The sequence below is a fragment of the Candidatus Mycosynbacter amalyticus genome, assembly GCF_025273655.1.
GTDB classification, from domain to species: domain Bacteria; phylum Patescibacteriota; class Saccharimonadia; order Saccharimonadales; family Saccharimonadaceae; genus Mycosynbacter; species Mycosynbacter amalyticus.
Window position 1 is genome coordinate 256,211 of the sequence record NZ_CP045921.1, and the last position, 26,427, is coordinate 282,637.

Annotated in this window: 28 protein-coding genes; 21 read left to right on the plus strand and 7 right to left on the minus strand. The window is 50.7% G+C overall.

All coding sequences use genetic code 11. From position 1 onward, the window contains the following. Positions 1–84: 84 nt before the first annotated feature. The 8 genes from GII36_RS01385 to GII36_RS01420 all read left to right on the plus strand — a co-directional run bounded on the left by GII36_RS01385 (position 85) and on the right by GII36_RS01420 (position 8,630). Positions 85–1,671 carry a hypothetical protein gene (locus GII36_RS01385; protein WP_260763865.1) on the plus strand — a complete coding sequence of 529 codons (1,587 nt, stop codon included), beginning with the start codon at positions 85–87 and terminating at the stop codon, positions 1,669–1,671. A gap of 169 nt (positions 1,672–1,840) precedes the next feature. Continuing rightward, complete coding sequence (locus GII36_RS01390) at positions 1,841–3,658, plus strand: hypothetical protein (RefSeq protein ID WP_260763867.1); 1,818 nt, start codon at positions 1,841–1,843, stop codon at positions 3,656–3,658. 26 nt (positions 3,659–3,684) lie between these two features. Beyond that, a complete protein-coding gene (locus GII36_RS01395) occupies positions 3,685–5,103 on the plus strand; it encodes a DUF11 domain-containing protein (protein ID WP_260763869.1) in 1,419 nt (472 codons plus the stop codon). Positions 5,104–5,200: 97 nt separating this feature from the next. Further along, a complete protein-coding gene (locus GII36_RS01400) occupies positions 5,201–5,431 on the plus strand; it encodes a hypothetical protein (protein ID WP_260763870.1) in 231 nt (76 codons plus the stop codon). Positions 5,432–5,565: 134 nt separating this feature from the next. Then, positions 5,566–5,877: a 50S ribosomal protein L21 gene (gene rplU / locus GII36_RS01405; protein ID WP_260763871.1), complete on the plus strand. Its 312-nt coding sequence runs from the start codon at positions 5,566–5,568 to the stop codon at positions 5,875–5,877. 55 nt (positions 5,878–5,932) lie between these two features. After that, complete coding sequence (locus tag GII36_RS01410) at positions 5,933–6,928, plus strand: hypothetical protein (protein ID WP_260763872.1); 996 nt, start codon at positions 5,933–5,935, stop codon at positions 6,926–6,928. 66 nt (positions 6,929–6,994) lie between these two features. After that, on the plus strand, positions 6,995–7,759 hold the full coding sequence (locus GII36_RS01415) for a ParA family protein (protein ID WP_260763874.1): 765 nt from the start codon (positions 6,995–6,997) through the stop codon (positions 7,757–7,759). Next, entirely contained in the window at positions 7,752–8,630 is an 879-nt protein-coding gene (locus GII36_RS01420) for a ParB/RepB/Spo0J family partition protein (RefSeq protein ID WP_260763876.1), read from the plus strand. The genes GII36_RS01415 and GII36_RS01420 overlap by 8 nt, the downstream gene beginning before the upstream one ends. A 70-nt stretch (positions 8,631–8,700) precedes the next feature. Here the strand turns inward: GII36_RS01420 and lepB are convergent, their stop codons facing one another. Beyond that, positions 8,701–9,300 (minus strand): signal peptidase I, encoded by a 600-nt coding sequence (lepB, locus tag GII36_RS01425; protein ID WP_260763878.1) that lies wholly within the window; start codon positions 9,298–9,300, stop codon positions 8,701–8,703. A 104-nt stretch (positions 9,301–9,404) separates the two neighbouring features. Here lepB and GII36_RS01430 point away from each other — a divergent pair, with 104 nt between their 5' ends. From GII36_RS01430 to GII36_RS01440, 3 genes are read left to right on the plus strand one after another with little or no spacing between them, the layout of a single operon-like run. Then, the gene (locus tag GII36_RS01430) at positions 9,405–11,009 is read left to right on the plus strand and encodes an LCP family protein (RefSeq protein WP_260763880.1); all 1,605 of its coding nucleotides are present in this window, start codon (positions 9,405–9,407) and stop codon (positions 11,007–11,009) included. Positions 11,010–11,037: 28 nt separating this feature from the next. After that, a complete protein-coding gene (locus GII36_RS01435; RefSeq protein WP_260763882.1) occupies positions 11,038–11,823 on the plus strand; it encodes a hypothetical protein in 786 nt (261 codons plus the stop codon). Between the two features lie 38 nt (positions 11,824–11,861). Continuing rightward, entirely contained in the window at positions 11,862–13,160 is a 1,299-nt protein-coding gene (locus tag GII36_RS01440; RefSeq protein ID WP_260763883.1) for a S1C family serine protease, read from the plus strand. Here the strand turns inward: GII36_RS01440 and prmC are convergent. Next, positions 13,157–13,972, minus strand: coding sequence for a peptide chain release factor N(5)-glutamine methyltransferase (prmC, locus tag GII36_RS01445; RefSeq protein WP_260763884.1), 816 nt, complete (start codon positions 13,970–13,972; stop codon positions 13,157–13,159). The genes GII36_RS01440 and prmC overlap by 4 nt on opposite strands. A 63-nt stretch (positions 13,973–14,035) precedes the next feature. Then, the gene (gene prfA / locus GII36_RS01450; protein WP_260763885.1) at positions 14,036–15,106 is read right to left on the minus strand and encodes a peptide chain release factor 1; all 1,071 of its coding nucleotides are present in this window, start codon (positions 15,104–15,106) and stop codon (positions 14,036–14,038) included. A 90-nt stretch (positions 15,107–15,196) separates the two neighbouring features. On the opposite strand from prfA, the gene GII36_RS01455 reads away from it, so the two are divergent. Then, positions 15,197–15,712 carry a hypothetical protein gene (locus GII36_RS01455; protein WP_260763886.1) on the plus strand — a complete coding sequence of 172 codons (516 nt, stop codon included), beginning with the start codon at positions 15,197–15,199 and terminating at the stop codon, positions 15,710–15,712. Between the two features lie 71 nt (positions 15,713–15,783). Here the strand turns inward: GII36_RS01455 and GII36_RS01460 are convergent, their stop codons facing one another. Genes GII36_RS01460 through GII36_RS01470 form a run of 3 tightly spaced genes read right to left on the minus strand, consistent with a single transcriptional unit; the run spans position 15,784 to position 18,690 of the window. Continuing rightward, on the minus strand, positions 15,784–16,110 hold the full coding sequence (locus GII36_RS01460; protein WP_260763887.1) for a type B 50S ribosomal protein L31: 327 nt from the start codon (positions 16,108–16,110) through the stop codon (positions 15,784–15,786). A 52-nt stretch (positions 16,111–16,162) separates the two neighbouring features. Next, entirely contained in the window at positions 16,163–18,040 is a 1,878-nt protein-coding gene (locus GII36_RS01465) for a potassium transporter Kup (RefSeq protein ID WP_260763888.1), read from the minus strand. A gap of 32 nt (positions 18,041–18,072) precedes the next feature. Next, a complete protein-coding gene (locus tag GII36_RS01470; RefSeq protein WP_260763889.1) occupies positions 18,073–18,690 on the minus strand; it encodes a low affinity iron permease family protein in 618 nt (205 codons plus the stop codon). A 132-nt stretch (positions 18,691–18,822) separates the two neighbouring features. Here GII36_RS01470 and GII36_RS01475 point away from each other — a divergent pair, with 132 nt between their 5' ends. The 5 genes from GII36_RS01475 to tsf all read left to right on the plus strand — a co-directional run bounded on the left by GII36_RS01475 (position 18,823) and on the right by tsf (position 22,387). Beyond that, positions 18,823–19,569: a hypothetical protein gene (locus GII36_RS01475; RefSeq protein WP_260763890.1), complete on the plus strand. Its 747-nt coding sequence runs from the start codon at positions 18,823–18,825 to the stop codon at positions 19,567–19,569. 114 nt (positions 19,570–19,683) lie between these two features. Continuing rightward, the gene (locus tag GII36_RS01480; protein ID WP_260763892.1) at positions 19,684–20,175 is read left to right on the plus strand and encodes a hypothetical protein; all 492 of its coding nucleotides are present in this window, start codon (positions 19,684–19,686) and stop codon (positions 20,173–20,175) included. 64 nt (positions 20,176–20,239) lie between these two features. Further along, the gene (locus GII36_RS01485) at positions 20,240–20,971 is read left to right on the plus strand and encodes a BtpA/SgcQ family protein (protein ID WP_260763893.1); all 732 of its coding nucleotides are present in this window, start codon (positions 20,240–20,242) and stop codon (positions 20,969–20,971) included. Between the two features lie 117 nt (positions 20,972–21,088). Beyond that, positions 21,089–21,787, plus strand: coding sequence for a 30S ribosomal protein S2 (gene rpsB / locus GII36_RS01490; RefSeq protein ID WP_260763895.1), 699 nt, complete (start codon positions 21,089–21,091; stop codon positions 21,785–21,787). A 3-nt stretch (positions 21,788–21,790) separates the two neighbouring features. Then, complete coding sequence (gene tsf, locus GII36_RS01495; protein WP_260763896.1) at positions 21,791–22,387, plus strand: translation elongation factor Ts; 597 nt, start codon at positions 21,791–21,793, stop codon at positions 22,385–22,387. A gap of 58 nt (positions 22,388–22,445) precedes the next feature. Here the strand turns inward: tsf and GII36_RS01500 are convergent, their stop codons facing one another. After that, the gene (locus GII36_RS01500; protein ID WP_260763899.1) at positions 22,446–22,928 is read right to left on the minus strand and encodes a hypothetical protein; all 483 of its coding nucleotides are present in this window, start codon (positions 22,926–22,928) and stop codon (positions 22,446–22,448) included. A gap of 123 nt (positions 22,929–23,051) precedes the next feature. Here GII36_RS01500 and frr point away from each other — a divergent pair, with 123 nt between their 5' ends. The 4 genes from frr to GII36_RS01520 all read left to right on the plus strand — a co-directional run bounded on the left by frr (position 23,052) and on the right by GII36_RS01520 (position 26,340). Beyond that, positions 23,052–23,606, plus strand: coding sequence for a ribosome recycling factor (frr, locus tag GII36_RS01505; protein ID WP_260763902.1), 555 nt, complete (start codon positions 23,052–23,054; stop codon positions 23,604–23,606). Beyond that, positions 23,603–24,307, plus strand: a complete 705-nt coding sequence (uppS, locus tag GII36_RS01510; protein ID WP_260763904.1) for a polyprenyl diphosphate synthase — start codon at positions 23,603–23,605, stop codon at positions 24,305–24,307. The genes frr and uppS overlap by 4 nt, the downstream gene beginning before the upstream one ends. Continuing rightward, a complete protein-coding gene (locus GII36_RS01515; protein ID WP_260763906.1) occupies positions 24,308–25,480 on the plus strand; it encodes a M50 family metallopeptidase in 1,173 nt (390 codons plus the stop codon). A gap of 77 nt (positions 25,481–25,557) precedes the next feature. After that, a complete protein-coding gene (locus tag GII36_RS01520; RefSeq protein ID WP_260763907.1) occupies positions 25,558–26,340 on the plus strand; it encodes a CPBP family intramembrane glutamic endopeptidase in 783 nt (260 codons plus the stop codon). Positions 26,341–26,427: the final 87 nt, after the last annotated feature.

Sequence of the window (26,427 nt, forward strand, 5' to 3'; positions counted from 1 at the left end):
ATGGTTAAGCTATTGCTTTTTTATCATATTTATGGTAATATGAAATCATAACGCTATAAAAAGCAAGTATAAGGAACCATATTTATGTCAGAGAAAACTCCCAAATCATCGAATGAGCCACAGTATCCCGCACTAAATGCGCATTACGATAGGGTTTACGGTCCAGTCGTTCAACAAGAAAGCGGTGCGGTAGAGACCGAGCTTCCAAGCGAGCAAGCGCTGCTTGATAGTTTTATTGATAAGCGTCAAAAATATGAAAACGAGCTGGCGCAAGCAGAAAGTGTCCCAGGCTTTAGGCGTACTTATGAAGACAAGGCTGAGATAGCTGGTATCAAAGATGACATCGAGGCATTTAACGAAGAGTGGAGCCGATATGGCGGCGAAGAGATTGATGCAGCACAGGCAAAAATCGATGCTTTGAATTTCAAATCGACAGCCGAAGATCATATCTACGCAAAAGCAGAGTTGAAAGCTGCGAAAGATGCATTTTATACCAATTTCAAAAAAGAATACGAAGAAGTAAATAACTCGGCAGAAGTACCGGCCGAACCAGCTTCAGGTGTCGAAACCGAGAAGCCCGCAACATACAAAGTCGGCGACGAAGTCAAAATCTTGCGTGACGGTGCCGTGGAGGGCGGATGGGTCATAAAGTCACTCGATGAGGTTGCTCAAGCCGCTGTCCTCGCTAAAGGTGACCAACGTGATTTTAGGACATTTGCTCAACTAGATGAATACCGTGACTTATCTGATGATGCCGCCGCAGCAGCCAAGGCGGATGCAAACGGCGCGAATGTACCATCTACTTTCGCTTCACCCGCTAAAAATCCAGCTCCAGCAGAGAAGCCGAGGATTGGTGCAGCAGGCGAGGCGTGGCAGATTAAACGTGGTATACGACCAGGCCGTGGCTCTATTGAAGAGCGCCGAATTGTACCGCGTACATCAGAGTCTAATGCTGAGATACCCGAGACTGAAACAGACACGCCATCGCTAGACGCCGCCGCTGCTGCCGCTGCAGTTGCGAACGCGGAAGCGGCAGGTAAAGCACCCGCACCAAAGACTGAGGCTACACCTGAACCTACATCTGATCCCGAAACTACTCCCGAGAAAGCACCATGGCGCAAACGTATGTCTGATAAACTTGGCGCAAGTGCAGTTGGCAAATTGTTTGGCGCTGAACGTCGCGCGGAGAAACGCAGGGACATTGCAAAACGTAGTATAGAGTATCAAGAGCAGGGCATTATTCCAACTGCTGCGCAGGAAAAAGCTAAGAAAGATTACAAAAACGAAAAGCTTGCAAAGCGCGTCGAATCGGTAAAAAGTTTTGTTGAGAAGCATAAACTTAGCGAAGAAGACAAAGCGGCTAAGCAGGCTCAGATTGACCGTAACAAAGCAGCACGTCAGGCACGTAAAGATGCGGGTGAAACCAAGTTCGGAAAAGTAAAAAGCGGCTACGTAGCATTTCGTGAACGAGGTCGTGAACGTTTCGGAGTAAACCCTACCCCTGACGGCTCAGAAGTACCTGCTGATGAAACTCCAACGGATCCTATCCCAGCGCAAGAGAAGCCTGTTGTGTATAACAGCAATGAAGAAGGCTCAGTAACATCTCCAATGGACGAAGCTACACAAGCATACTCACGACCAGCGCGTGACTCGGATGCAAAAGCGGCATAGTCTATAGCATTTTCTTGCAATACCGCTACGATCAGTAGCGGTATTGTTTTGTACATATATTATTGACTTTTAATCAAACTTATGCTAATATGAACACATAACACAATAAAAATAGAAAAATAAAAGTTCTAAAGCTATAAGTTTAGAGAAAGACAAGGAGCCACCACCCATGTCAGAGCAAGCACCCAAAGTCACCCCCGAACAGTCGGAGAAGCCTGATTTTTCGACATACGAGTCAACGGCAAATCATTTCATCGATAGCTATGCCGGTAGTTTTGCAGATGATACCGAGCGTGCAGCGTTTCATGCAGAGGTTGTAGAAGTAATGCAAGGTATTGAAGCGGAAAACTTCGATGAGCGTGTAAAAGCCTACGAAGAGATTATCGCAGGACTCAAAGAGCGTGCCAATATGAAAGCGCAGAAGAATGGTGAGCCTGTGCCTTTTCAATCGCCAAAAGCGGTTAATCAGGATGTCGATCCTGGTGAACCAGCAGAAAATCCAGAACAAGATGACGATGAGTCAGAAGGGGATGATACAGAGACCGATAAGCCGCCAAAAGGCGATGATATTCAAGAACGGCAGCGTCTCAATTTCTTCCAGCGCGCCAACCTCTGGGTGGGCACTAAAGTACTGAGCGGATACGCTGCGCTCGCAGCGCGCCGTGGCAAAAGCGCTGAGAAGTATAGTCAGTTGCCAGACGAGACAGACGCGGAATACAGCAAGCGTATTCGTAAAACTGGTTTTCGCTACAACTTGGCCTTCACGGCAATCACAGGTGCGGTTCTCGGACTTGCAGCTGCTCGCTACCTCGGTGTGGAGCATGGCGGCGGCTCAGGTGCTCATCACGACATTGCAACCCCTGGCGACAATCAGGATCAGGGTTCTAATGGTACGCCAAATCGTAGCAATAACCCATGGGACGCAGATGGCAATGGCATCGTAGATGCACATGAATACAGCATCCAGTCGCATCATATAGAGAGTCAGTTCCTCGACACCTCTGGTCGTCATCATAACGACTTCAATAAAATTGATCTGCACGACAATGCAGATGGTACTACCGACATGAATAATCTGTACGGTCAGTTCGGTGAACAGTTCCGCAAGAGTCCACATGAGCTGGCGTCGCAGTATGATCAGTTCCATCGCCTAGGCACAGACCTGCCGGACGACCTCAAAGAGCTCAACTACAAACCTGGTGAGACTCCAGAGCAGTATACTGAGCGCGTCGCTGAGCTACTCCATGGCAATCGCGAACTCAAAGACAAGGCCGCAGACTTTGCACTCGACCAACTCCACGGCAAGAGCCTCGAAGATCTGACACAGGATTACGAATCAAACTATATCATACATGACGGTAAGGGTGGCTGGTTGATCCAGACCGATCCAGACGTCACTAGCGCCGACCCACATGACAAGATCCTCGTGATGGGCAAGGCAAACGGCTATATCGAAGGCGTCCGCATCCCATGTGGCCAGCCAATCCGCATACCAATCGAAGTGCCACAAGCAGCTCCTCAGGGAGTAGGCGGCGCAGCTCCTGCAGACTACTCTGGCCAAGGTGGTGCAGACTACCAGCCAGTAGCGCATGTCACGCCTGACACACCAGGTCAGGGCGGCGAGACGCCACACCATCCTGGTACGCCAGACACTCCGGCTCCAGACACCCCAACACCCGCTCCTCAGACACCGGGGCCAGAAAGGGATAAGGACACGAGTCTTACTCCTAACCAAGATGGTGTGACCGTCAGAGGGCTCGATAACGGAGTCACCGAAAAACCTGCTGGACCAGAGGCCGGTGACGCGACTACAACTACTGAAACCGGTACTACAACAACCACGGATACAGGTACAAGTGTTGGCGCAGAAGGTGCAGACACGACTCGTACCAACGAAACTACCGGTAACGCGGCGGAGGGCGGCATGAATACGACCGACTCAAGTGGCAACGCTCAGCCTAACGGAACTATTAGCACAGATCAGTAAATAACATAAAGAATAGGAGACATATCATGAAGACAACATATCGCGAAGCAATGAAGAATATCAACAGTCGAGTAGCTGCCGTATTGGTGGTGTCTGCGGCCATTGTTGGCCTGAGCACTCAGGCGATGGCCTGGGGTCCAGAGCGCCCTACAACAAGTGGTGAGACTGGTGCGGACTATGTGACGTTCAACTCGATTACTGACAATAAAAAGGTCGGTGATGAGCGTAACTTTGTTCGTATTCGCGAAGCTGGTACCGGTGAATATATCAACGACATGAAAGTACAGCCTGGTAAACAGTACGAGGTGATGACATACTACCACAACAATGCCAAAACAAGCTTGAACGCAAGTGGAGCCGGTATCGCCAAAGACGTGTCCGTACGCACCAAGATGCCAAGTGTGGTAAAGGCCTCAGAGAAGGGTACCATCAGTAGCGTCATTTCTTCGAGTAATGCAAATCCAAAAGAAGTTTGGGACGAAGCCTATGTTACGACTGATACCGATGTTGCGCTCAAGTATATTTCTGGATCGGCTACAATCACCAGTAATGGTCCTGTCAATGGTCAGGTGCTGCCAGATTCACTGTTTAGTACGGGTACGCTCATAGGCTACGACAGTCTCAACGGCGTACTGCCTGGTTGCGCGCAATACTCGGGCTTTGTGATATACAAATTCCGTGTTGATGCACCAAACTTTACCGTGTCGAAGCAGGTTTCACCGACTGGCCAGAAGCAGTGGCAAGAAAACTACGCAGCAAAGCCCGGTGAACGTGTTGATTACAAGGTAATCTATACTAATACCGGCACAACTGCACAAAACGATGTAAATATCAAAGATACATTACCAAAAGGCATGGTCTATATGCCGGGTAGTACCAAGGTATATAATACAGCTAATCCAAGCGGCCGCGGTGTAAGTGACAATATTGTCTCGAGCGGTATAAACATTGGAAACTATGCCGCTGGTGGTAATGCAGTTATTACCTATAGTGCGACTGTAGCTGCGGCGAACGAACTTAACTGTAACGCCAATACACTTACAAATAAGGTGTCCGCCATTACTTCTGGTGGTGCGAAAGATGACACGGCAACCGTAACGGTTAACGTAAGCTGTGCCGCCAGTGAATGTAAGCCAGGTGTTCCTACCGGTGACGCGCGCTGTGGCGCATGTACTCCTACCGAAGGCCAGGTGGTAGACGCCAACGGTAACTGTGTAGTTGCAAGCGGTAGTCTACCTACCACTGGTCCTGCCGAGACTATCCTCACTATTATCGGTGTGGGTGCCCTGACAGCTGGATTTGCTTACTGGTACCGCAGTCGCAAGAACCTCAAAAAGGCGCTTGCAGGTGTCGACCTTGAGCACGAAGCAGCTGCGCACGATGCGCCAAAGCTACTCAAGGCTCGTACTGATAGTCACGTCGAAGACGACAAAAAAGATTTCTAAGATTGTCTCACACACGACAAACCCTCGGTGAATTGCCGAGGGTTTGTTTTTATGCTATAGTATACACGCTATCCAGAGACGCCGAGGAGGTGATGACATGATAGCAAAGAAGATCACACGTGTGGCGGCAGAGGAGCTGCTGGGCGGAACGCTAACAGGCAAGCTGCAGTTTCTGGCCAAGCACAACGGTGGTTTTGCCAAGACATTTCGCGATGTCGTGGTGCTCGGCATCGCCGCACTTCACGCGAAGCTCTGGCCAGACTCGGTCGCGACGCAGCCACTCAACCCGGAAGATCCCGGATTTCACTCATCTCATGTCACGATGTGACACGAGTGATGCCGATCGGCGGAGTTTGACGTAGTACTTACTGCTCACTCCGCCGATCGGCGCCCAACTCTTGCTCTAGAGGTGAGAGTCTGGTATAATCAGAACTTGATTGATAATAATTCGTAAGGAAAATCATGACAAAGAAAGCAGTCATCCGTGTCGGCGGCAAACAGTTCGTCGTAGCGGAAAAAGAGACCCTCCTGGTGGACCTCCTCCCGGAAGGAACAAAAGAGCTCAAGACGGACGCGCTCCTCGTCATCGATGGTGACAAAACCACTGTCGGTACGCCAACTGTCAAAGGTGTCGTTGTAACTGCAAAAGTTACCGAGCCAGAAGTAAAAGGCGACAAAATCCGCGTGATTCGCTACAAGAGCAAAAAGCGCGTCAACACCCAGACTGGCCACCGCCAGAAATACAGCAAGCTGGAGATCGTCACGATCAAATAATCCAGAGTGAGCAAAGACGTCCGGAAACGGGCGTTTTTGTTTTATAGAGATAAGCATGAGCGAATATTATTTTGATAATGATCTCGATACTGCAGAGCCAACTTCAGAGCCAGTTGTTGCGCAGTTTTATCAATATATAGATATAGTCGCAGAGAAGGTCACTTGGTTTAGCAAGGAGGATCTCGATGATTTAGCCGAATATGGCAATGAGCTCATAGCCGAGTCAGAGGATTATTTCGGTGATCCCCTACAAGTGTATCTGGCATTTGACGCGAGTGTGGACGAAACTACCGCAGATGGCTCGTATCCGATATCAGACCAGATAGGTCGTACAAATATAATAGGGGAGCTCAGCGAATTTGTTATCAAGCAACAAGACAACGGAACTCATAAGCTGCTAGCTCGTGTGACGAGTACCACTGTAGGTATAGAAGGAGTCTACGAGAAAGAAATAGTGGCAGAAGGTGATCTACCCATAGAGATTCGACAGGAGGGTGACGGAAGAAACGCTAATATGGCTGAGGGTATCGATGGAAGAATGCATGATATGCACTTCGATGTAACGCAACTGTCGTATCGTATGACAGATTGGCGGGTGAGGCAGACGCGCGAGTTTGCGCGCCTATTCCAAGATAGCTGGTGTCTTGAGTCGCAGCATCTGTGGCGTTATCTGGGCATGAAAACGATGAATATGCGTGACGATCAATTATTGGAATATGAAGTGGCACTTAACATGTATCTGGAGGATGTGTATCGCCGGAATCTTTCCACTAAAGCATATTTCGTAAAACCAGAAGTGGTGAATGTAATAGCAAATGACGTGTCAGCAACACAGCAGTGCGTGGCACTGACTCATGTCGGGGAAGAAGCTTCGCTATTTGCACTGCGTTTACGAAGAAATAGCAAAGATACCCAGAAGTTAGATGTAAAAGCATACTTGGAGAATTGCCAAGATAGGGACAAACTCTATGAGTTGGACGTGACAAGTGCGAGGGACGTACTTTTTGGCACACTCGAAAATATCCGCAGGGTTCGGGACACGTCTCTCTAGAAAATACGTCAAAAACGGTAACGCTCGTGCTATACTAGTACCTAGTAAGAGGGTACAAACACATACATGACAACTGTTATTTCGGTGACGAATCAGAAAGGTGGGGTCGGTAAGACAACGAGCGCGGTGAATATCGCGTATTATTTGGCAAAGTCTGGCAAGAAGACGCTGCTGGTGGATTTTGACCCGCAAGGTAACGCTACGAGCGGACTCGGGATTGACAAAGAATCGCTCGACGGGACGATGAGCGAAGTGATGCTTGAGACAAAGCTACTCCGCGACATAATTATCGAGACGGAGTTCAAGAATCTGTATTTGGCGCCGAGCACCCCACACCTGGCAAATACTGAGGTAGAGCTAGCACAGGCAAACCGTCGCTTCACGCGCCTGCGGAATGCTATCAATACAACGCCGAATTACGATTATGTGATTATCGATAGTCCTCCAAGTCTGAGTCTTCTGACCGTCAACGGGCTGATCGCAGCGCGCTATGTGCTGCTTCCGGTACAAGCGGAATTCTATGCGCTCGAAGGACTAGGGCAGTTGCTTGAGACGATGAAGCTAATACGCAAAAATATGAATCCGACGCTTGATCTAATCGGTGTGCTGCCAACTATGGTAGATAAGCGTACCAGTCTCAGTACGCAGGTGCATGAAGAGATTAAGAAGCATTTTCCCGGTCGTGTGTTCAAAACAACTGTACCGCGCAACATTCGTCTAGCTGAAGCACCAAGCCACGGATTGCCAATAGGCGAATACGACAAATGGAGCAAGGGTGCACGGGCTTACAAGGCAGTTACGAAGGAGCTGGAGGAGCGAATCGATGGTTAAAAAAGGACTAGGGCGCGGTTTTTCGTCACTGATACCGGATGAGTTACTGGACGAATCCTTTGATCCGACAGCGTCGCAGGACCAGCAGGTGAGTGATCTGCGTCAGATCAAAGTCTCACAGATTGTGCCGGACGCGGAGCAGCCGCGTCGACATTTTGACGAACAAGCGCTTGACGAATTGGCAGCATCTATCGGCGAGCATGGTGTAGTGCAGCCTATCGTAGTGGTGCCGCGAGGCGATGGCTATGTGATTGTGGCCGGTGAACGACGCTGGCGCGCCGCCGGTAGGGCTGGACTCGACAAGATTCCCGCCCTAGTACGAACACTAAGCGCGCAGCACAAGCTCGAGCTATCGCTGATAGAAAATTTGCAGCGCAAAGACCTTAATCCACTCGAGACAGCTACGGCATACCTCAAGTTGCGTGATCAGTTTAATCTGTCGATGAGTGAAATTGCTACGCGTATGGGAGCGAGAAATCCAAGCACCATCAGCAACAAGATGCGTCTTCTCAAGCTACACTCTGCCGTAAAGGAAGCTCTTGTGGCTGGACAGGTCACCGAAGGGCAGGTACGTCCACTGATCGGGCTTGATACGGAGATTGTAGAAGATGTGCTGCCGCAGATTCTGAAGGAGCAGTGGAGCGCACGTCGTATCGAGCAGTTTATCGTGGACCTTAAGAAGACAGATAAAACCACACCCAAAGAAGCGGCAAAAGCTACAAACCATGAGTCAGAAGTGCAGCGACTCACGAAACGCTTTGCGGCCCCTGTTAAGATCCGAACCAATAGTCGGGGTGCCGGTGCTATCACCATCTCATTCAAAAACGCCGACGAGTTTGCGCGTATTGAAAAGCTGCTGAATGGTGAGTAGATCCGCATGCCTATTACTAAAAACCTCCGCTGACTATGCGGAGGTTTTTAGTAATGTGAGAGGGCTTATGCTAAAATGTGCGAATTTTGTCGAGCGGCCAGATACGGAGACTGACAGGACCAACAACATCATAGTAGGGGATAGTACCGAGGCCACTGCGTGAATCGAGCGAGAAGTTGCCCTGGCGATGGTCGCCTGATACGAACAATGTGCCGTCAGGAACCGTTTCATCGACATCGCCACTTGTGGGCTGGCCTGGTTCGCCGTGATTGGCGTCATCTGGATTGAAGCCAGCCGGGTGGCCAGCGTTATAGACGGTGATCTTGCCGTCTTTGACGACTACGCGTTCACCTGGGAATCCAATAACTCTTTTAACGATGTATTCGTCGGGGCTCCCTATGGTGTAGTTGGGGTTTTTGAATACTATGATCTGGCCACGGTTTGGTACATACTCCTTGTTTTGGAGTTGGGCACCAGTGACGGGGAGGCGATTGACAATCAGGCGATCACCGGTATACATCGTCGTTTCCATGCTGGGTCCGACGACAGAAAAAGTACGAAATATAAACGTATTGATGAAAAGCGTGCCGGCTGCTACGCAGACGACGAAGACAATGAGACCGAGTACATCACGGAGACCCTGATGTCGTTGTAGAAAACTTGTATTCACTGCTCCCACTATACATGAGCGCTCGTAGAAAAGCTATGCAGGTTTTCTTAAGCATTTTGGGGTTTCACACGAGGGGTAAGTCGGGTATTATAGGTGGAGAATTTATGAGTAAACCAAAACACTCTGTTGATGGATTTGTGCCACGAAATCGTGGTCGCACAGTGGGAGCTACGCCAGTTCAAACACCGGCTAATCCTAAGTTGCCACAGGTCAAAGATCATGCACCGACACCTGGTATCGAAGCGGATGCTCGTCCGCGAGTAGGCGTGAGTCGCAGTGAGATTGACGATTCACTAAAGCAGATCGACGAGCCGGAGCGTGACGTCAAGGGCCGTGTCAAAAAAACACCCGAGCAAAAGGCGAAACGCAAAAAAATTATCAAGCGTGTGTTGATTGCGCTACTTATAGTTATTTTGGCGGTTGCTGGATATGTGGGCGTGAAAGCCTACATGGCTGGTAGTAAAGCGTTTAAGGGCAATATCTTTGACTTCGTACAGAAAGCACCACTCAAGATGGATGAAAACGGTCGATCGAATATCTTGGTCGTCGGTACATCGGAAGACGATGAAGGGGGCGAACATCCTGGTGGTAATCTAACAGACTCTATCATGGTACTCAGTATCGATCAAAATAAGAAGAACGCCTACATGGTGAGTATGCCGCGTGATATGTGGGTCAAGCTCGACGAGGCCTGCGATGTGGGCTACGAGGCGAAAATCAACACGGTCTATATGTGTGGCTCCGAAAACGGCAAAAACGAAGCAGCTGGCATGGCAGCCTTGCAGAAAAAGGTCGGTGAAGTGTTCGGTATGGACTTGCAGTACTATGTGCACGTCAATAACACCGTAGTGCGCGACGCTGTCGACGCTGTAGGTGGTATAACTGTGACGATCGAAAGCGAAGATCCACGGGGCATTTATGACCCGAACTTCGACTGGCAGTGTGGGCATAAGTGTCATATGGTGGACTACAAAAATGGACAAGTGGCGCAGATGGACGGTGCACACGCACTAGCGTTTGCCCGTGCGCGCAATGCGCAGGGTGGCTACGGTTTGCCAAATGGCAACTTCGATCGCGAGAAAAACCAGCAAAAAGTTCTCCGCGCAATCCAGGAAAAGGCGATTAGCGCAGGCACGCTGACAAATGTCGGCAAGGTGACGGCGCTGATGGATGCATTTGGGAATAATCTCCGTACTAATTTCGAGGTTAAAGAGATTCGTACGCTGGCAGATCTCGGCCAGGTAGTAAAGGGTGACAAGCTACAGTCGATTAGCCTCACAAAAGAAGGTGAAATGGTACTGACGACGGGTAATGTGAGCGGACAAAGTGTCGTTAAGCCGCTGGACGGTCTCTATGATTACAGCGGCGTACAAAAATACATCCAGAAACAGATCAACAGCGACGATGTCACGAAAGAGGCGGCCGAAGTGGCAGTGCTCAACGGCTCTGGTATCGCTGGCGCAGCACAAGTGGAGGCCGATAAGCTTGAAAGTAAAGGCTTTACTCTGGGCGCGGTAGACAACGCACCTGCTGGCGACTATGGCAAAGTCAAGATATACCAGATCGGTGATGGTAACGCCGCCACCAAAGCTCGCCTGCAAAAAATCTACGGTGTCAAGGTCACCGCCGGTGATCCACCAGCACTAGTGGGTGCCGAGACCAAGTTTGTAGTGGTCGTTGGTACAATCGCACAGAGTCAATCTCAGTAAAACTGTGCTACAATAGACCCTAGTAACTATGGAATTTTTGAAGGCATCGAGGCGAAAAAGCCTCCTCAGCGAAGCGCTCCATATCGCACTCAACGCAGCACTAGCTGCTGCGATGTTTGCGCTTGTGTCAACAGGTTCGAGCTTTTTGGCACTGGCGCTTGTACTGGTGAGTAAGTGGCGTATTTTGGCGGTACGCCCGCGCTACTGGTGGGCGAATATCTTGGCCAACATCGTCGACTTGTCGGTGAGCGTGAGTACTATTGTACTCTTGTACCTGGCCGGCTCGAGCGCTGAGTACGGTGCAATACTGCAAGTAGTAATTGCGGTGCTATATGCGCTATGGTTGATCGTTGTCAAGCCACGTTCGACTGAGCGCTGGATTGTGTATCAAGCAGGTACGAGCTTGTTTTTGGGTGCATGGGCGATTATGGCTCTGTCATATACACTGCCGCAGATTGTGACTGTACTGTCTGTGTTTGTGATGGCATACGGTGCAGCACGACACGTGCTAGTGGTACGTGAGGAGGATCAGCCATCACTACTGGCTATGGTGTTTGGCCTATTCATAGCAGAAATCGCCTGGGTGTCATACCACTGGACGGTAGCCTACGGCGCTACAGTACTTGGTGATCTGAAGCTGTCACAAGCGGCTATCATTATCGGACTAGTTGGTTTTTTGGCAATACGCCTCTACTCGGTGGCAGTAAGTGGCAAGTCGCTGCGGAGTGTTGATGCGGTGGCGCCAGCTGTATTTGTGGGGCTAGTGATTATGGTGCTCGCACTATTCTTTAGTGCTGGCGCTGGTATAATCTAAGTCACTTCTCAGAAAATAATACTAGACTAGGGGGTATCATGACCACAAAAACTTCATCGAAATCTACAGATACAAGGCCCAAGACAAAAGCAGCCCCCCAAGCGGTGGCACCGCCGCCTGCCGGCAAACCACCTCGCGCGTCGCACAGTAGAATGGGGCAACGAGTTAGTCTGGTGATCACGGTGTTTGTCGTGGCGTTACTCGGTGGCGGGATCGGCACCTGGACTATGACGCATTTTAGCAATCCACTGAGGGTCATCACACATTCCCAAAACGACGGCAATATCCTGCGCTCACAGTCGGAGCAGGACATCTCTCAGGTAGTGACGAAGGTTGCGCCAAGTGTGGTCTCTATTTCAACCAATGTCGAAAACTCACGCGGCCAAGCAGTTGGTCAGGGTGCAGGTACAGGCATAATCGTGAGCAAAGATGGCTATGTGATGACCAATAATCATGTGATAGACGGCGCAAGTACTGTCTCGATCACGACTTCTGCTGGTGATATCTACGAAAACGTCAAAGTCATCGGTTCAGACCCACTTAACGACGTAGCGTTTCTGAAGATATCAGGTGTGAATAACTTGGCGGCTGCAGAATTGGGCGACTCAAGTACGCTCAAAATTGGACAGAGTGTCGTCGCAATTGGTAATTCGCTCGGTGAGTATAACAACACGGTTACTAGTGGGATTGTCTCTGGATTGAATCGTCCTGTCACGGCTTCATCTGGTGATGGTAATAGTACCGAATCACTTACGGGTCTTGTGCAGACAGATGCAGCAATCAATCCAGGTAACTCTGGTGGTCCGCTCGTCAATAGCGCCGGTCAGGTGGTCGGTATCAATACGGCTGTGGCCAGCGATGCGCAGGGTATCGGTTTTGCGATTCCTATTAACGCAACCAAAGGCGTACTGGCAAGCGTGATTGAAAACGGCAAGGTAGAACGAGCCTACATAGGTGTGCGCTACGTCGATATTACCCCAGCTATTGCCAAAGAGAAAAACTTACCTGTCAAGCAAGGTGCACTGGTGAGCGGCGATAATAGCACTGAGGCAGTGGTATCTGGTGGTCCAGCCGACAAAGCCGGTATCAAAGACGGAGATATCATCACCAAGATCAATAATTCCGTGGTGGGCGAAGAGGGTAGTATTACGACTATCATCGGACAGTACAAACCAGGTGACGCTGTTCAGGTGACCTATCTCCGCGACGGCAAAGAACAGGCAACCAAATTGACACTTGCTAAGTACGAGGGTGCATCGCAGACGACCACGCAATCACAGAGCACGCAGCAAGACGAAGAGCAATCTATCGATCCACGCAGCCTGTTTGGATTCTAGTCTCGCACGAGTCCAAGCGCATAATCGTGCGAGCCTATGCCGTTCAGTCCGTATGACTGGGCGGCATCTTGTATAGTAGCGTGCTGTGTGGGATCGGCTTCAAGCAGTGCTATGCCGCCAGGGGTAAGCCAACGTTCGAGCTGGGGCAGTAGCTGGTAGATGAGCTTGAGTCCACCTTGTGAGGCATAGAGCGCGTGCTGCGGCTCATGCTGCAATTCTGGCGATACGTCATTCCACGCTTCGTCGACATATGGCAAATTAGCCACGATATATTCGGCTTGGTATCCCTGGGTGTCGAGTAAATTGTCGCGGCGAGTATGTACGGATGCACCGAGTTGCTCGGCGTTGCGAGTGGCTACAGTGAGGGCTTTAGCGTCGATGTCTGTGAGCAGCACATCCAGGTGCGGACGCTCGAGCTTGGCGGTGATACCCAGGATGCCAGAGCCGGTGCCGACATCGACCAGCTTCTTGGGAGTGATCTCGTCTCCAGTAAGCTCGAGGAGCCACTCGATTAGAGCTTCAGACTCTGGACGGGGCACGAGTACGCTAGGCGTCACACTGAAGCTGCGGCCGTAGAACTCTTTGTGGCCTGTGATGTAGGCGAGTGGTGTGCGTTCCAGGCGCAGGTCGAGCCGGGCGTTTGCGATGTCGTAGCGGCGCTCGTCAATTTCTTCGTCTAGGTGGGCATGGAGGTAGGTGCGAGGTTTGCGAAGGGTGTGGGCCAATATCAATTCAGCATCCAATCGGTTTGATTCAATGCCGATGTCTTTAAGCTGCTTAGTGGCGTCTATAAGCCAGGCGGAGATTGTCATATCTGGTATAGTATGGCAAATATTGCAGAAAATAGCAATTTATGACCTAGTTTTATCTTCATCTTACTGTTCGGCGTTTTGAGCCTTCAGCTCGCGCTCGTAAGCCTGAAGCTTTTCGACGAGATCGTCGATACGGCCGTCCATCGCCTGAGGAATGCCGGATCGACTGTAGCCAATGCGGTGATCGGTGATGCGGTCTTGGGGAAAGTTGTAAGTGCGGATCTTCTCGCTGCGGTCGCCGCTGCCGATGAGGCTGCGGCGTTCGGCGGTGGCGCGCGCGTTTTCTTCGTCGATCTTCTGCTGGAGGAGGCGTGAGCGGAGGACGCTCATGGCTTTTTCTTTGTTCTTAAGTTGCGATTTTTCGTCTTGGTTGGAGACCACGAGGCCAGTTGGTAGGTGAGTGATACGCACGGCACTGTCGGTGGTGTTAACGCTCTGACCACCGTGACCGCTGGCGCGGAAGATATCGATACGTAGGTCGCCCGGATTTATCTCGATATCTGTCTCTTCGGCTTCTGGCAGCACGGCGACAGTGACGGTACTCGTGTGGATGCGACCTTGGCTCTCGGTGGCTGGCACGCGTTGGACACGGTGCACGCCACTCTCGAATTTGAGGGTAGAATACGGAGCACCGCCTTTGATGAGGAATACGACTTCTTTGTAGCCACCGGCGTCGTTGGCGCTCTCACTAATGAGCTCTGTCTTAAGGCCATGTGTCTCACAAAATCGCAAATACATGCGATAAAGCTCAGCCGCGAAGAGACTCGCTTCATCGCCCCCAGCGCCTGCGCGGATCTCCATGATAACGTTTTTGTCGTCGTTCGGATCTTTGGGTGTGAGCATGATGAACAGGTCCTCTTCGAGCTTGGTAAGTTCGGCTTCGGAGTCGATGATGTCCTGCTTGGCAAGCTCAGCTAGTTCGTCGCCACCTCCGGCGAGTTCACGAGCTTCGGCAATATTCTGTGTTAGCTGCTCGCGTTTGTGTGCGAGGGCTATGAGCGATTCGAGTTCAGAGAAGCGCTTATTTTTGACTGTGAATTGCGAATCGGCATAGGCATCTGGGCTTGAAAGGAATTGCTTGAGTACTTCGTACTCAGTTTTGAGCTCAGCAAGGTTGAGTGAAATTTTGGCCATAGTAATGTTATTATAACAGATTGGAGAGAGGTATATAAAGCAATTGACAGCTTGTTTGAATCAGTATATATATTGGTCAAGGAGAATTGCATGAAAATCAGAGAATCATGGACCGGTGAACATAGCAAAAGTCAGTATGGATTTGTCGTATCGATGGCTGCGGCATGCGCGATCACGGGAGCGTGTAGCGGACAAAATGAAGTGAGCGCAAGCGAGAGCTTGTTCGATGAAAGCTGCCATACTGTCTGGGTGACTCAAGGAACTAGTGACCCATATACAAATATCAAGGTCTATCCCTCTGACCTCCAAGGAGATGAAGGTGCAGAGGCACTCAAGGGTCGTATGCAGGCATTTTTCATGCCCGATAGAACAGGAAGCCTCGAAAATCGAGAGCGTAACCTAAGCCCTGAGGTGCTAGATGCTTTTGTGGTAAGTGTACGCCACGTGATGGAAGCAAGTACGACAGATAGATTACCCATGGTCAATGCGCTGACGTATTCTGACACGGGCAAGGCGCATAGCGGCGCGCATAGTGACGACAAGATGTGTGCAGTGAATGCCGACCGATTTCCTATCTCGAGTATTTACGATTTTTCGAGCTACTAACGCCAGTTGAGATATATCTACACAAAATACCGCTCTCTGGGAGGGCGGTATTTTGTGATATTGTTGTCGCATTAGGCGACTTTGTCGGCCTTTTTTGCTGACTCGGCTTTTTGCTTCTTGGCTTTGTTTGCCAGTGCTTGTTTGCGCTCTTCGGCTTTTGCGAAGCGGGCTTTGAAGCGGTCGACACGACCTTCGGTATCGATGATCTTCTCTTCGCCGGTGAAGAATGGGTGGCTGGCACTTGAAATGTGCACTTTGACGAGTGGGTATTCGTTGCCATCTTCCCATTTGACTGTGTCCTTGGTTGGTGCTGTCGAGCGGGTCAAGAACGAAAACCCTGCGACTTCGTCGCTAAATACGACAAGTCGGTAGTTGGTAGGGTGTATACTGCTTTTCATATCTGAACAATTGTACCAGAGATATGGCCGCCTGTAAACACCCTGCTAATCGCTATAAGTCGATGAACGAGCGCAGCTCAAGCGTACGCTCTGGAGGCAGGTGGTAGTAGTCTGTGGGGTCTGCGGCATTGGCTGCCATGGATCGATAGAGGTATTTGCGCCAGCGTGCCAGATTGTGTCGGCGAGTAAGTGATGGCTCACTTGTAGAGATGAAGTAAGTGACGTCAGTTGGTTCAAAATCGACCTCTGGGCTGATATGCTGTAAATCTGTCAGCGCGTGCGGTACGTGGACGACATCTTTGAATCCAAACTGGAGCGTGAGATGGCTAATCCCGTCGTCGGGCGATCCAAGATCGTCGTAGACGATACGATCCTCCGGGGATACATGCGGCACCGGAGCGGTGATTACATTGACGATAACAGCGCGCTCATGAAGCTCATGAAGCTGGTCGACGGCGGTATGGAGTGCCAGCGGTGTGTAGCCGGGATGGTGACCGAGATAGATGGCAGTGCCGGGTAGGCGGATTGGTTTTTTACTCGGTAGAGCAGCGATAAAGCTATCAAGTGAACCTTCGATATGTTGGCGTTCACGCCCGATGATACCACGGGCTTTCGCCCAAGTGCTAAGGAATGCGAATACGAGTACGGCAATGGAGATAGGAAGCCAGCCTCCGTGAAGTAATTTGGTGAGCGACGAACCAAAAAATAGTAGATCAACTGGTAAGAAGCAGATTGCAGCTAGGGCAACCCAAATAATGCTCCGCTGCCAGACGGTGCGCAAGATGATGAGAAATAATATAGTGTCAATCGTGAGCGCCATGCTCACCGCCATACCAAATGCACCGGCGAGATTGGCGCTAGAGCCAAAGATGATGACGAGGGTTACGACTGCTATGCACAGAAGCCAATTGATAAACGGTAAGTAGACCTGACCAATAGACGACGAGGTATAGCGCACGGTGAGACGCGGTGCAAAACCAAGTTGGATTGCCTGTGCGGTGAGTGAAAATGCGCCAGCAATGACAGCCTGTGAAGCGATGAGAGTTGCTACGGTAGCAAGTGCTACGACAAATATGCGGATTGCATCTGGGAACATAAGAAAATACGCGCTCGTGATAGCATCTGGCTGCGCCACGATGAGCGCGCCCTGACCCATATAGGTGAGCACGAGAGCAGGAAACGCGCAGGCGAGCCAAGCGATGGCGATTGGTTTGCGGCCGAAATGCCCCATGTCGGCGTAGAGCGCTTCGGCGCCAGTGATGGCCAAGATAACAGCGCCCATGGACACAAACGCCACTAGCGGATGGGCGGTAATGAATCCGAGGGCGGTGGTTGGCAGGAGCGCGACCAGTACATCTGGGTGCTGAATTATTTGCGCGAGACCACCTACTGCGGATACGAGGAACCAGAGAAGCATGATAGGCCCAAAGACTTTGCCGATTGTGCCGGTGCCGCGTGACTGCAGGGCGAAAAGCCCGCAGAGAATCACGACTGTGACAGGTACGATGGCGTAGCTGATCGATGGCGAGATAGTTGTAACACCTTCAACAGCAGAGAGTACCGAGATGGCGGGAGTAATGATGCTGTCTCCGTAGAACAGACCCATGCCCAAGATACCGAGTAGTACCATCAGCCATTTCGCATGAGTACCCAGCTTGGCATGTTGCGTGAGCGCGACGAGTGCCATGATACCACCTTCGCCGTGATTGTTTGCGCGAGTAATGAAGCCAAGATATTTCACCGTGACCACAAGTGTGATAGCCCAGATGATGAGCGAGATGATGCCATAGATGTATGTAGGTTGGATATCGATATGACCAAGCCGCACAATTGCCTGGAGGGCATACAGTGTACTTGTGCCGATATCGCCAAACACGACGCCGAGCGCGCCTAGTGCGATGAGACTGGTAGCTGCGTGTTTTTTGCTCATGCTATGGCTCTATAGTACCAGACATGAGAAGCCTAGCGGAGTACGCGTTGACTGGAATTTGCATGCGGGTGTGTGCGATGACGAGGTAGCATGCGGCCATGCACTTGGCGATATGTGCGGCCGTCTGGTGCGGTAATTTTGGCGCCATCGGCTGGTAATGACGCCTCCTGGGTCGGTGCTACGACTGCAGGTTTCTCAATGGGTGGTGTGGAGTTGGTCGAGTGTTGGCGGAGTTTGTGGCGACGGGTGTGTTCGTCGCTGAGTTTGGCGCGCATTTTTTCTATAGCGTGAGCAGAGTCGGCATTTTGCGCCATGCGCTTGAACCCTTCGTCGAGCGTGGCAAGGTCTTGGTCGCTCAAGTCTTCAAGACCGACATATTGTGTGCGGGCACCGGTAGCGCGGATGAGCTCGTCGAGCTTGATCTGGATGGCTTTGCCGTCACGATTTTGCGTGTTTTGGATGAGGAATACCATCAGGAAGGTGACAATGGTGGTGCCAGTATTGATGACGAGCTGCCATGTATCGGAGAAATTAAACAGCGGTCCGGTGATACCCCAAATGAGCACGATAGCCACTGCGCCGAGGAATACACCGGCCGTACCGGTAAGATTGGAGACTCGTGTCGCTGCCCGACGAAACGTTTCTTTCATGGTGCGTTCAGTATAACACTATGCTTATGGTTTTGGTATGGGTCAGTGTGAACTTATATTGACAATAAATCAAATTTAGTGTATTATGATCTTAGATAATCTACAAAACACAAAAAATAGAAAACGCCTCAAATGTTTAATAAATTGAGAACTGTAGCCGAGACAACACGTAAAGGCTACGACTGGTACCGGCAAAATCCCCAGACTGTACATAATATAGGAAAGGTAGCCTACGGAGGTGCCAATATATTGCAACGGGAGGGTATGGCCGGCGCGTTCGGACATTCGCGTGACATAGCCGCCAATTTCGTAGGCAATCCAGAGGTGCGAGAGCGGGCAGTGCGTATAGGCACAGAGATAGGTGGGGCTGCAGTGCGCGGCGCGTTGCTCGAGACTGGCGCGAAAAAAGAAAATGGCAAATGGAGCGTCAAAGGTGTATTAAAATCGATCCTGGGACTCAAGACTGGTGCCACGTATGTCCATGCCGCGAAGGGGGCGTACCGGGGTGCACATGTAGAAGGTGCCGTGCAGTGGGACCAGCATGGAGGAGCACTTCGCGGAGCTGCGTGGGACGCCACGCGAGATGTATTCGCTGGTGCGTCAGGGCCCGACAGGGGAGCTGGTACGTTTAACCCATTTACGCCGCCTGCTCCAGGTCAATTCGCTCCCGGTGCGTATGCGTCACCACCTCAGGCATCGTCTCGCTACGAACCTCTCTATACTATGCCGCAGCCTGGGTACGGCAGAACTAGCGCAACGCCATTTGACGCTGGGTATGCGGCCGCGAATAGTCCCTTTGCTGTACCTAGCATGAATATGCCACGCATTATTACGTCGTCATCTACGCCTCAGGGTGTTGATACGCGCAGTCACTTTTAGCCGCCCTGAGCAGGCAGTATCGTGAATAAATATTGACAAATTAACAATAATTTGCTATAGTAGTACTATTCAAGAAAAAGATACAAACGATCAACAAAAAGGAAATAAACAGCTATGAGTGAAATAACCAAACTGAGTCACGATGATTTTGTACCGACTGAGCCTAATCAATGGGATTTTAGTAGTCCGTATGCCAACGAAGCTGACCGCGAGCAAGTTAATCAGCTGACGGGGCTTTTTGATACTCTTGCCCAGCGGGGGGACATTGAACGCCAACTTACGTCGGAATATACGCTGCATGAGAAAACAGGGAAGGCTGAAATGCCAGGTTTTGGTGCCGAGCAAGGTGTTGAGTATCGAGCGGTGACGGTGCTTGATGAACAGGGCACTAGCAGCGAAGTGCAGGTGACTCTAGGCAGCGAAGAAGAGGACAAGCTGCGTATTATTCTGACAAGAGTCGGTGGTAATGAGTACGAAGGAGTTGTAGCGGGTCGGATAGGAAAAGAAAACAAGCCTTTGGACAAAGAGACGGCAAGGTTTTTGGAAGCTATGGCTCAGGACGAACTCATCAAGACAAATTTACCCGAAGACGAGACACAGGCATAGCAGAAAACTGATTCGATGTGCCGTGTAGATTTGCACTAGATATGTAGTATGTCATACTGTGCGCATGAAGATATTTCCAGTGGTGCATATAGGTGGGGGAGAAAAAGGTCTATCGCAGGCTGTTACGCAGTCGGAGCTTGCATTTGAGCATGATGCGGATGGCGTGTATCTGATACGGCATGCGGCAGGGGAGACAGCTGTCGCGGAATTATTTCGCGCATATGCTGCGGTGCGACAGGCGACACCTCAAGAGAGCTACGTAGGGATCAATATCCTCCAAGCACGCTCACCACGAGAAGCCGTTGCGATGACCAAACAAGAGGTGGTGGGCATAGCCGCACCAAGCGGACTCTGGGTAGACGACATTACCTGGCACGGCCACGACGCAGACATGTTGGCGCACGTACGCAAGACCCCGCGTCTGGATGGCATGCGCACTCTTGGCGGTGTGGCGTTTAAATACACGGATTCTTACACCGAAGATCCGGCGGAGGCGGCCACTCAGGCATATATGTATAATAACTTCGCGGACGTACTTGTGACGAGTGGACCGGAGACTGGGAGGTCTGCGGACCCGCAAAAAACCAGAGCTATGAAACGCCAACTGGCGACAGGTGAGAGCGGAGAGGGTTTGCTAGCGCTGGCTAGCGGCATAGATATCGATAATATCGCCGATTTTGAGGGGAGTGTCGATGAGGTATTGGTGGCAAGTAGTGTCGAGACCGAAAAAGGTTCTGGGATATTCGACGAAGCTAAGCTTCGCGATCTGATCCAGGCTGCCCATAAACTCGCGTAGGTAACTTGGCACAAGGATGCTTTTGTGCTATAGTTAACAGGTAACAATTTTAATGACACAACCGTTCATATACTCCTGGTATCTCGGGATGAGCGGTGAGGAACAAGGAGTAATATCATGGCCGTAGAGGTTGATATTAAACAGCTGCTCGAAGCTGGTGTTCATTTTGGACACAAAACGAGCCGTTGGCACCCAAAGATGGCGCCGTACATTCATAGCAAGCGCCAAGACAGTCATATCATCGATCTGACAAAGACTGTCGAAGGTCTGGACGTGGCACTGCCGTTTGTCACCAAGGTTGCTGCAAGTGGTAAGCAAGTCCTCTTCGTAGGCACGAAGAAGCAGGCCAAAGACGTCGTAAAGGCTGCAGCCGACAAAGCTGGTCAGCCATACGTGACTGAGCGCTGGATCGGTGGTATGCTGACCAACTCTGCGACAGTGAACCAGCAGATCAAGAAGTTGAAAACACTCGAAAAGCGCATGGAAAGTGGCGAACTCGAAAAGCGCTACAACAAGCTCGAAGTGCAGCGTTTCCAGGAAGAGATCGATCTTCTGAATACTAAATACGGCGGCATCAAAGATCTGAACGGTCGTCCTGGTGCGGTTGTGATCGTCGACATCCTGTCTGACGCCAATGCTGTGCGCGAAGCCAAGACGCTCGGCGTACCTGTAGTTGCACTTGTTGATACCAATGCAAATCCAGATGGTATTGACTATGTGGTACCTGCAAATGACGATGCGATCAAAGGTATCAGCCTGATCCTCGACTACTTCGTGCAAGCAGTCGCTGAAGGCAAAAATAAAGAGGAGAAATAATCGATGGGCGTATCTCTCGAAGATGTAAAGAAACTCAAAGAAATCACTGGCCTTGGTCTTGGCGATGCCAAAAAGGCACTTGTCGAAGCTGATGGTGATTTTGACAAAGCGCTCGAAGCGCTACGCAAAAAAGGTCTGACCAAGGCTGAGAAAAAAGGTGACCGTGAGACCCGCGAAGGTATAATCGATAGCTATGTGCACAGCGATCGTATCGGCGTGGTCGTAGAAGTGAACTGCGAAACTGATTTTGTGGCGCGTCTGCCCGAATTCCGTGAATTTGCCCACCAGATGGCAATGCAGGTTGCGGCTATGGCACCAGTCTATCCGACCATGGAAGATGTACCGAGTGATATCTACGAAGCTAAGAAAGCTGAATTACTCGCAAGCGATGACCTGGCCAAAAAACCAGAAGAAATCCGTGAGAAAATCGTAGAAGGTCAACTAAGTAAATACTTCGCAGACCAAGTGCTTACCGAGCAAGTCTTCATCCTCGACGACAGCATAACTGTGGGCGAGCGTATTAAGCAGCAGGTGGCAAAAAACGGCGAAAACATTCGTGTGAGCCAGTTCCGACGTATCGAACTGGGCGTGACTGAATAAGCCACTGTCGTTTATTGGACTACACACCCCGCCAGTCGGGGTGTGTAGTTTTATGGCGTTATAGTGTCGGGAGTCTGTAGTTGTGTCCCAGGTCGGGCAGTAGGCCACCTGATTTAGCAAGATCGATATAACTAAAGTAACTATCGAGTGCTCTGACATCTGCTTCGGTAAAGTGCGTGCCTGTCTGTGGTTGTTCTGCATCGTCAAAAGATGCAACAGTCAGTGCGGCTCGCTTCGGTCTGCTTGTGGCGCTGTCCGCAGAGCAATACTCTACATCTAGTAGTATGTCGCCTCGTAGAGTTTTATGAAAATGCGTTTCCCAGGGGGCGTCTCGAATCAGATCAGGAAATGCATCGGCCACACGCTCCCAGGTACGGAGTGGGTGTAGAGCGCTGTCTAGGCGCTGTCGGGCCTCTCTCAAGAAGGCTTGCTGGTCTTTAACGTCGATGTAGAAGTTTCCGAACTCTTGCTCGAAAAGATTCAGTAGCTCGCTATCATGCGGATCTTCGGGCTGGGGCGAACTCTCATGGGAAATTGACATATTCATATGAAAACATATTTTTTGTATAAAAGCAACGATACCTTTTGTGCTGTACTTGCGGGCGAGAGTAGTTGAAGCTAGTGAATTTTGTTATACTAAAAAGAGCTAAAGAAAGAGGAGTGAATGTTCGATACAACCCCGTATGAACTGAAGATGAATGGTGCGTTGGAGCACTTCGAGGAAGAATTGAAGAAAGTGCGCACTGGTCGTGCTCATCCAAGTATGCTTGATAGCGTGTTAGTAGAAGCCTATGGCACACGTATCCCGCTCAATCAAGCGGCAAATGTGACAGCCCCTGAACCGCAGCAGTTGCTAGTGACGCCGTTTGATCCTGGCAATATCACTGCTATCACCACTGCGATTCGTGACGACCAGAGTCTTGGCTTCAACCCGAGTGATGATGGTCGCGTCGTGCGTGTGCCGGTACCCGCACTAACTGAAGAGCGCCGCAAAGCGCTGGTCAAGCAAACGAGCGAAAAGGTAGAAGACGCTCGTATCGCGCTCCGCAATATTCGTCAGGATGCGCTCAAAGACGCTAAAGCGAAGAAGCAAGCTAAAGAACTCTCTGAAGATGACGAAAAGCGTGTAGCGCAGGAAATTGATAAGCTGATGGCAGATACCCAGGTAAAGCTCGATGAGCTATTCAAGGCCAAAGAGAAGGATATTCTAACGATTTGATCGACGAACATGAGCCAAAAGACATTCCGCAGCACATCGGCTATATCGTTGACGGTAACCGTCGCTGGGCCAAAAAGCACGGATTACCTACCTACGAAGGCCACTTGGCTGGGTATAATGCGATTCAAGATGTGGCTAAGGCGACATTTGATGCAGGTGTGCCATATATGTCGGCTTATATCTTCAGTACCGAGAACTGGAAGCGGAGCGAAGAGGAAGTGGGCAAACTGATGGGTTTGGTCCTCAAAATGTTTACTGCCGATCTCCATATTTTTGTTGACAATAACATCCGTGTAAAGGTACTCGGTTCGCGCGAGGGTGTTGACGAGCAGATTCTGCGCGAAATTGATCACGCAGAAGAGGTGACGCAAGATAATACTGCCGGCACGCTTGGTTTGTGTTTCAACTACGGTGGACAGTTGGAGATAGCAGACGCGGTGCGGGCAGCAGCCACGGCTGGTGAGGATATGTCTTCTATCACCCCTAGTACGCTTGAGCACTATTTGTATGCACCCGATATGCCGCCGGTGGATGTGATTGTGCGGAGTGGTGGTGACCAGCGTATTAGTAACTTTATGTTGTGGCGTGCAGCCTACAGTGAGCTGGTGTTTCTCGACAACGCCTGGCCAGACATGACAAAAGAAGACGTAAGCAGTATCATAGACACATACAGCAAACGAAGTAGAAGGTTCGGAAAATAAATGGGATTACTGTTTGGGATTATATTGGGATTGTTCATCCTGGTCTTGCTCGTCGTAGTACATGAGATCGGACACGGTATCGTGGCGCGTCGCAATAGTGTGGTGGTAGAAGAGTTTGGTGTGGGATTTCCGCCACTCGCATGGGGTAAAAAAGTTGCTAAAAGTTTTCTCGGCAAGAACGTTCTCTATAGTGTCAACTGGCTACCGCTCGGAGGTTTCGTCCGACTCAAAGGCGAGTACGACAGCGCAACCGTAAAAGGTGGCTATGGTGCAGCAAGTTACTGGGTAAAGACGAAGGTACTCTTTGCAGGAGTAGTAATGAACTGGCTGGTGGCAATTGTGCTCTTCACGATTTTGGCACTCACAGGCATGCCAAAGATCATCGAAAATCAGTTCACCGTGCCAGCCGATACCCGCATTACTCAGCAGGGTTCGGCAGACGTTACAGTGTCGCAGGTAGTAGATGGTTCGCCGGCAGCACAGGCTGGTATCAAGAATGGTGATGTAATCACCGCTGTAGCTGGTACTGATGTCACTAGTGCAGCTCAATTCGTGAGCCTCACCAAAGAATATAAGGGCCAAAATGTGACAATTGCGTACACTCGAGGTGATCAAGCGAAGCAAGTAGCCGTACAGCTACGAGACGGTGGCTCTGGCGGCTATCTGGGTGTCGGTGCTAGCGGAGGCGCGCAGGAGGTGGTGCATGCGACGTGGTCGGCTCCAATCGTAGGTGTCGGTACAACTGTACAGCTGACATGGGTGACGCTACAGGGACTTGGTGGTATGGTGGCGAATCTTGTGACAGGACTTGTAGATCAGCTGAGTGTCAACGAGCAGACACGCCAGCAAGGCAGTGAATCGCTCGCAACCGTAAGTAATAGCGTCGCGGGTCCAGTCGGTATCCTAGGTGTCATCTTCCCCGAGGCGGGACGTGCTGGACTCACGACAGTCATCTTCCTGACGGCAATCATTTCCCTGAGCCTTGCAGTCATGAATACACTGCCCATTCCGGCACTTGACGGTGGTCGCTGGACGGTTATGACGATCTACAAACTGCGCGGCAAGGTGCTCACAAAGGAGCGAGAGGAGTCAATTCAGGGGGCGGGTATGATGGTATTGTTTGGACTTATCATCTTGATTACGATTGCAGATATCGGAAAGGTGGTGAAGTAATGACAACCCAGTCGCATTTGAAGCCGGTGGCTCCACCTCCGCACGCGCCAAAAGCGCATAGCGCGCATCACGATCATGTGAGACAGCCGAAACTATCACTCAGGCGACGAGTATCCTATGGCTTGTTGTTTGCGGGCTGGACGGTTGTGAGTTTCGTTTTTGCGCAGCTCTTTGTGTTGGCTGTGTTGTGGGTCGGAGCAAAACTGGGGCTCACGCTTCCGTTTGTGCTGAACGAAACGGTACTGCAGACAACCGTATCCATCGTAGTATATCTCGTGACGATCGTAACCGCAGTAGGTGTGCCATGGAAGCTCCTAGGTCAGCGCCTATCGTGGGGTGATGTGGGACTTGCACAGCAGCTGCCACGATGGCGTGATATTGGTCTTGCTCCAGTGGCGTTTGTGGCGGCGTTGGTGGTGACGGGTATCGCCATGTATGTAGCAAGCTTGGTCATCCCGGGTGTTGATCTTGAGACTAAGCAACAAGTAGGCTTCGAAAATATTACCCAGCGTTATGAAATGCTGTTGGCATTCTTCACGCTAGTGGTACTGGCACCAATCTGCGAAGAATTTCTGTTTCGCGGTTACCTCTATGGACGCGTTCGCAAGTACTATAGTGCACTGTGGGCGGTTGTACTGACGTCACTTGTGTTTGGTCTGATGCATGTCTATGCCGGTCCCGGCATGCCGCTTCAGTGGAACGTGATGATCGCCACGACAGTGCTTGCGCTGTTCATCGGTGCACTGCGCGAATACACAGGAAGTATCTGGGCGGGTATATTGGTGCATATGCTCAAAAACGGCGTCGCATTCTTCGCCCTGTTTATCGCACCGCTTCTCGGTATCTCTCTGGTACAATAGGATTAGATATGGCAAGTGAAACAATTCGAGTATACCCATTAGTACCACCGGCGTGCCGGTAAGATTCTTTTTGCTACACACGAACAA

Coding starts and splice junctions, on each gene's coding strand:
- GII36_RS01515 (WP_260763906.1), top strand. CDS start 24,308: ATGGGATTACTGTTTGGGATTATATTGGGATTGTTCATCCTGGTCTTG.
- GII36_RS01395 (WP_260763869.1), top strand. CDS start 3,685: ATGAAGACAACATATCGCGAAGCAATGAAGAATATCAACAGTCGAGTA.
- GII36_RS01390 (WP_260763867.1), top strand. CDS start 1,841: ATGTCAGAGCAAGCACCCAAAGTCACCCCCGAACAGTCGGAGAAGCCT.
- GII36_RS01475 (WP_260763890.1), top strand. CDS start 18,823: ATGTTTAATAAATTGAGAACTGTAGCCGAGACAACACGTAAAGGCTAC.
- GII36_RS01460 (WP_260763887.1), bottom strand. CDS start 16,110: ATGAAAAGCAGTATACACCCTACCAACTACCGACTTGTCGTATTTAGC.
- GII36_RS01455 (WP_260763886.1), top strand. CDS start 15,197: ATGAAAATCAGAGAATCATGGACCGGTGAACATAGCAAAAGTCAGTAT.
- prfA (WP_260763885.1), bottom strand. CDS start 15,106: ATGGCCAAAATTTCACTCAACCTTGCTGAGCTCAAAACTGAGTACGAA.
- rplU (WP_260763871.1), top strand. CDS start 5,566: ATGACAAAGAAAGCAGTCATCCGTGTCGGCGGCAAACAGTTCGTCGTA.
- GII36_RS01385 (WP_260763865.1), top strand. CDS start 85: ATGTCAGAGAAAACTCCCAAATCATCGAATGAGCCACAGTATCCCGCA.
- tsf (WP_260763896.1), top strand. CDS start 21,791: ATGGGCGTATCTCTCGAAGATGTAAAGAAACTCAAAGAAATCACTGGC.
- GII36_RS01435 (WP_260763882.1), top strand. CDS start 11,038: ATGGAATTTTTGAAGGCATCGAGGCGAAAAAGCCTCCTCAGCGAAGCG.
- GII36_RS01400 (WP_260763870.1), top strand. CDS start 5,201: ATGATAGCAAAGAAGATCACACGTGTGGCGGCAGAGGAGCTGCTGGGC.
- GII36_RS01410 (WP_260763872.1), top strand. CDS start 5,933: ATGAGCGAATATTATTTTGATAATGATCTCGATACTGCAGAGCCAACT.
- GII36_RS01500 (WP_260763899.1), bottom strand. CDS start 22,928: ATGTCAATTTCCCATGAGAGTTCGCCCCAGCCCGAAGATCCGCATGAT.
- frr (WP_260763902.1), top strand. CDS start 23,052: ATGTTCGATACAACCCCGTATGAACTGAAGATGAATGGTGCGTTGGAG.
- rpsB (WP_260763895.1), top strand. CDS start 21,089: ATGGCCGTAGAGGTTGATATTAAACAGCTGCTCGAAGCTGGTGTTCAT.
- GII36_RS01430 (WP_260763880.1), top strand. CDS start 9,405: ATGAGTAAACCAAAACACTCTGTTGATGGATTTGTGCCACGAAATCGT.
- GII36_RS01485 (WP_260763893.1), top strand. CDS start 20,240: ATGAAGATATTTCCAGTGGTGCATATAGGTGGGGGAGAAAAAGGTCTA.
- GII36_RS01440 (WP_260763883.1), top strand. CDS start 11,862: ATGACCACAAAAACTTCATCGAAATCTACAGATACAAGGCCCAAGACA.
- GII36_RS01480 (WP_260763892.1), top strand. CDS start 19,684: ATGAGTGAAATAACCAAACTGAGTCACGATGATTTTGTACCGACTGAG.
- GII36_RS01465 (WP_260763888.1), bottom strand. CDS start 18,040: ATGAGCAAAAAACACGCAGCTACCAGTCTCATCGCACTAGGCGCGCTC.
- prmC (WP_260763884.1), bottom strand. CDS start 13,972: ATGACAATCTCCGCCTGGCTTATAGACGCCACTAAGCAGCTTAAAGAC.
- GII36_RS01470 (WP_260763889.1), bottom strand. CDS start 18,690: ATGAAAGAAACGTTTCGTCGGGCAGCGACACGAGTCTCCAATCTTACC.
- GII36_RS01415 (WP_260763874.1), top strand. CDS start 6,995: ATGACAACTGTTATTTCGGTGACGAATCAGAAAGGTGGGGTCGGTAAG.
- GII36_RS01420 (WP_260763876.1), top strand. CDS start 7,752: ATGGTTAAAAAAGGACTAGGGCGCGGTTTTTCGTCACTGATACCGGAT.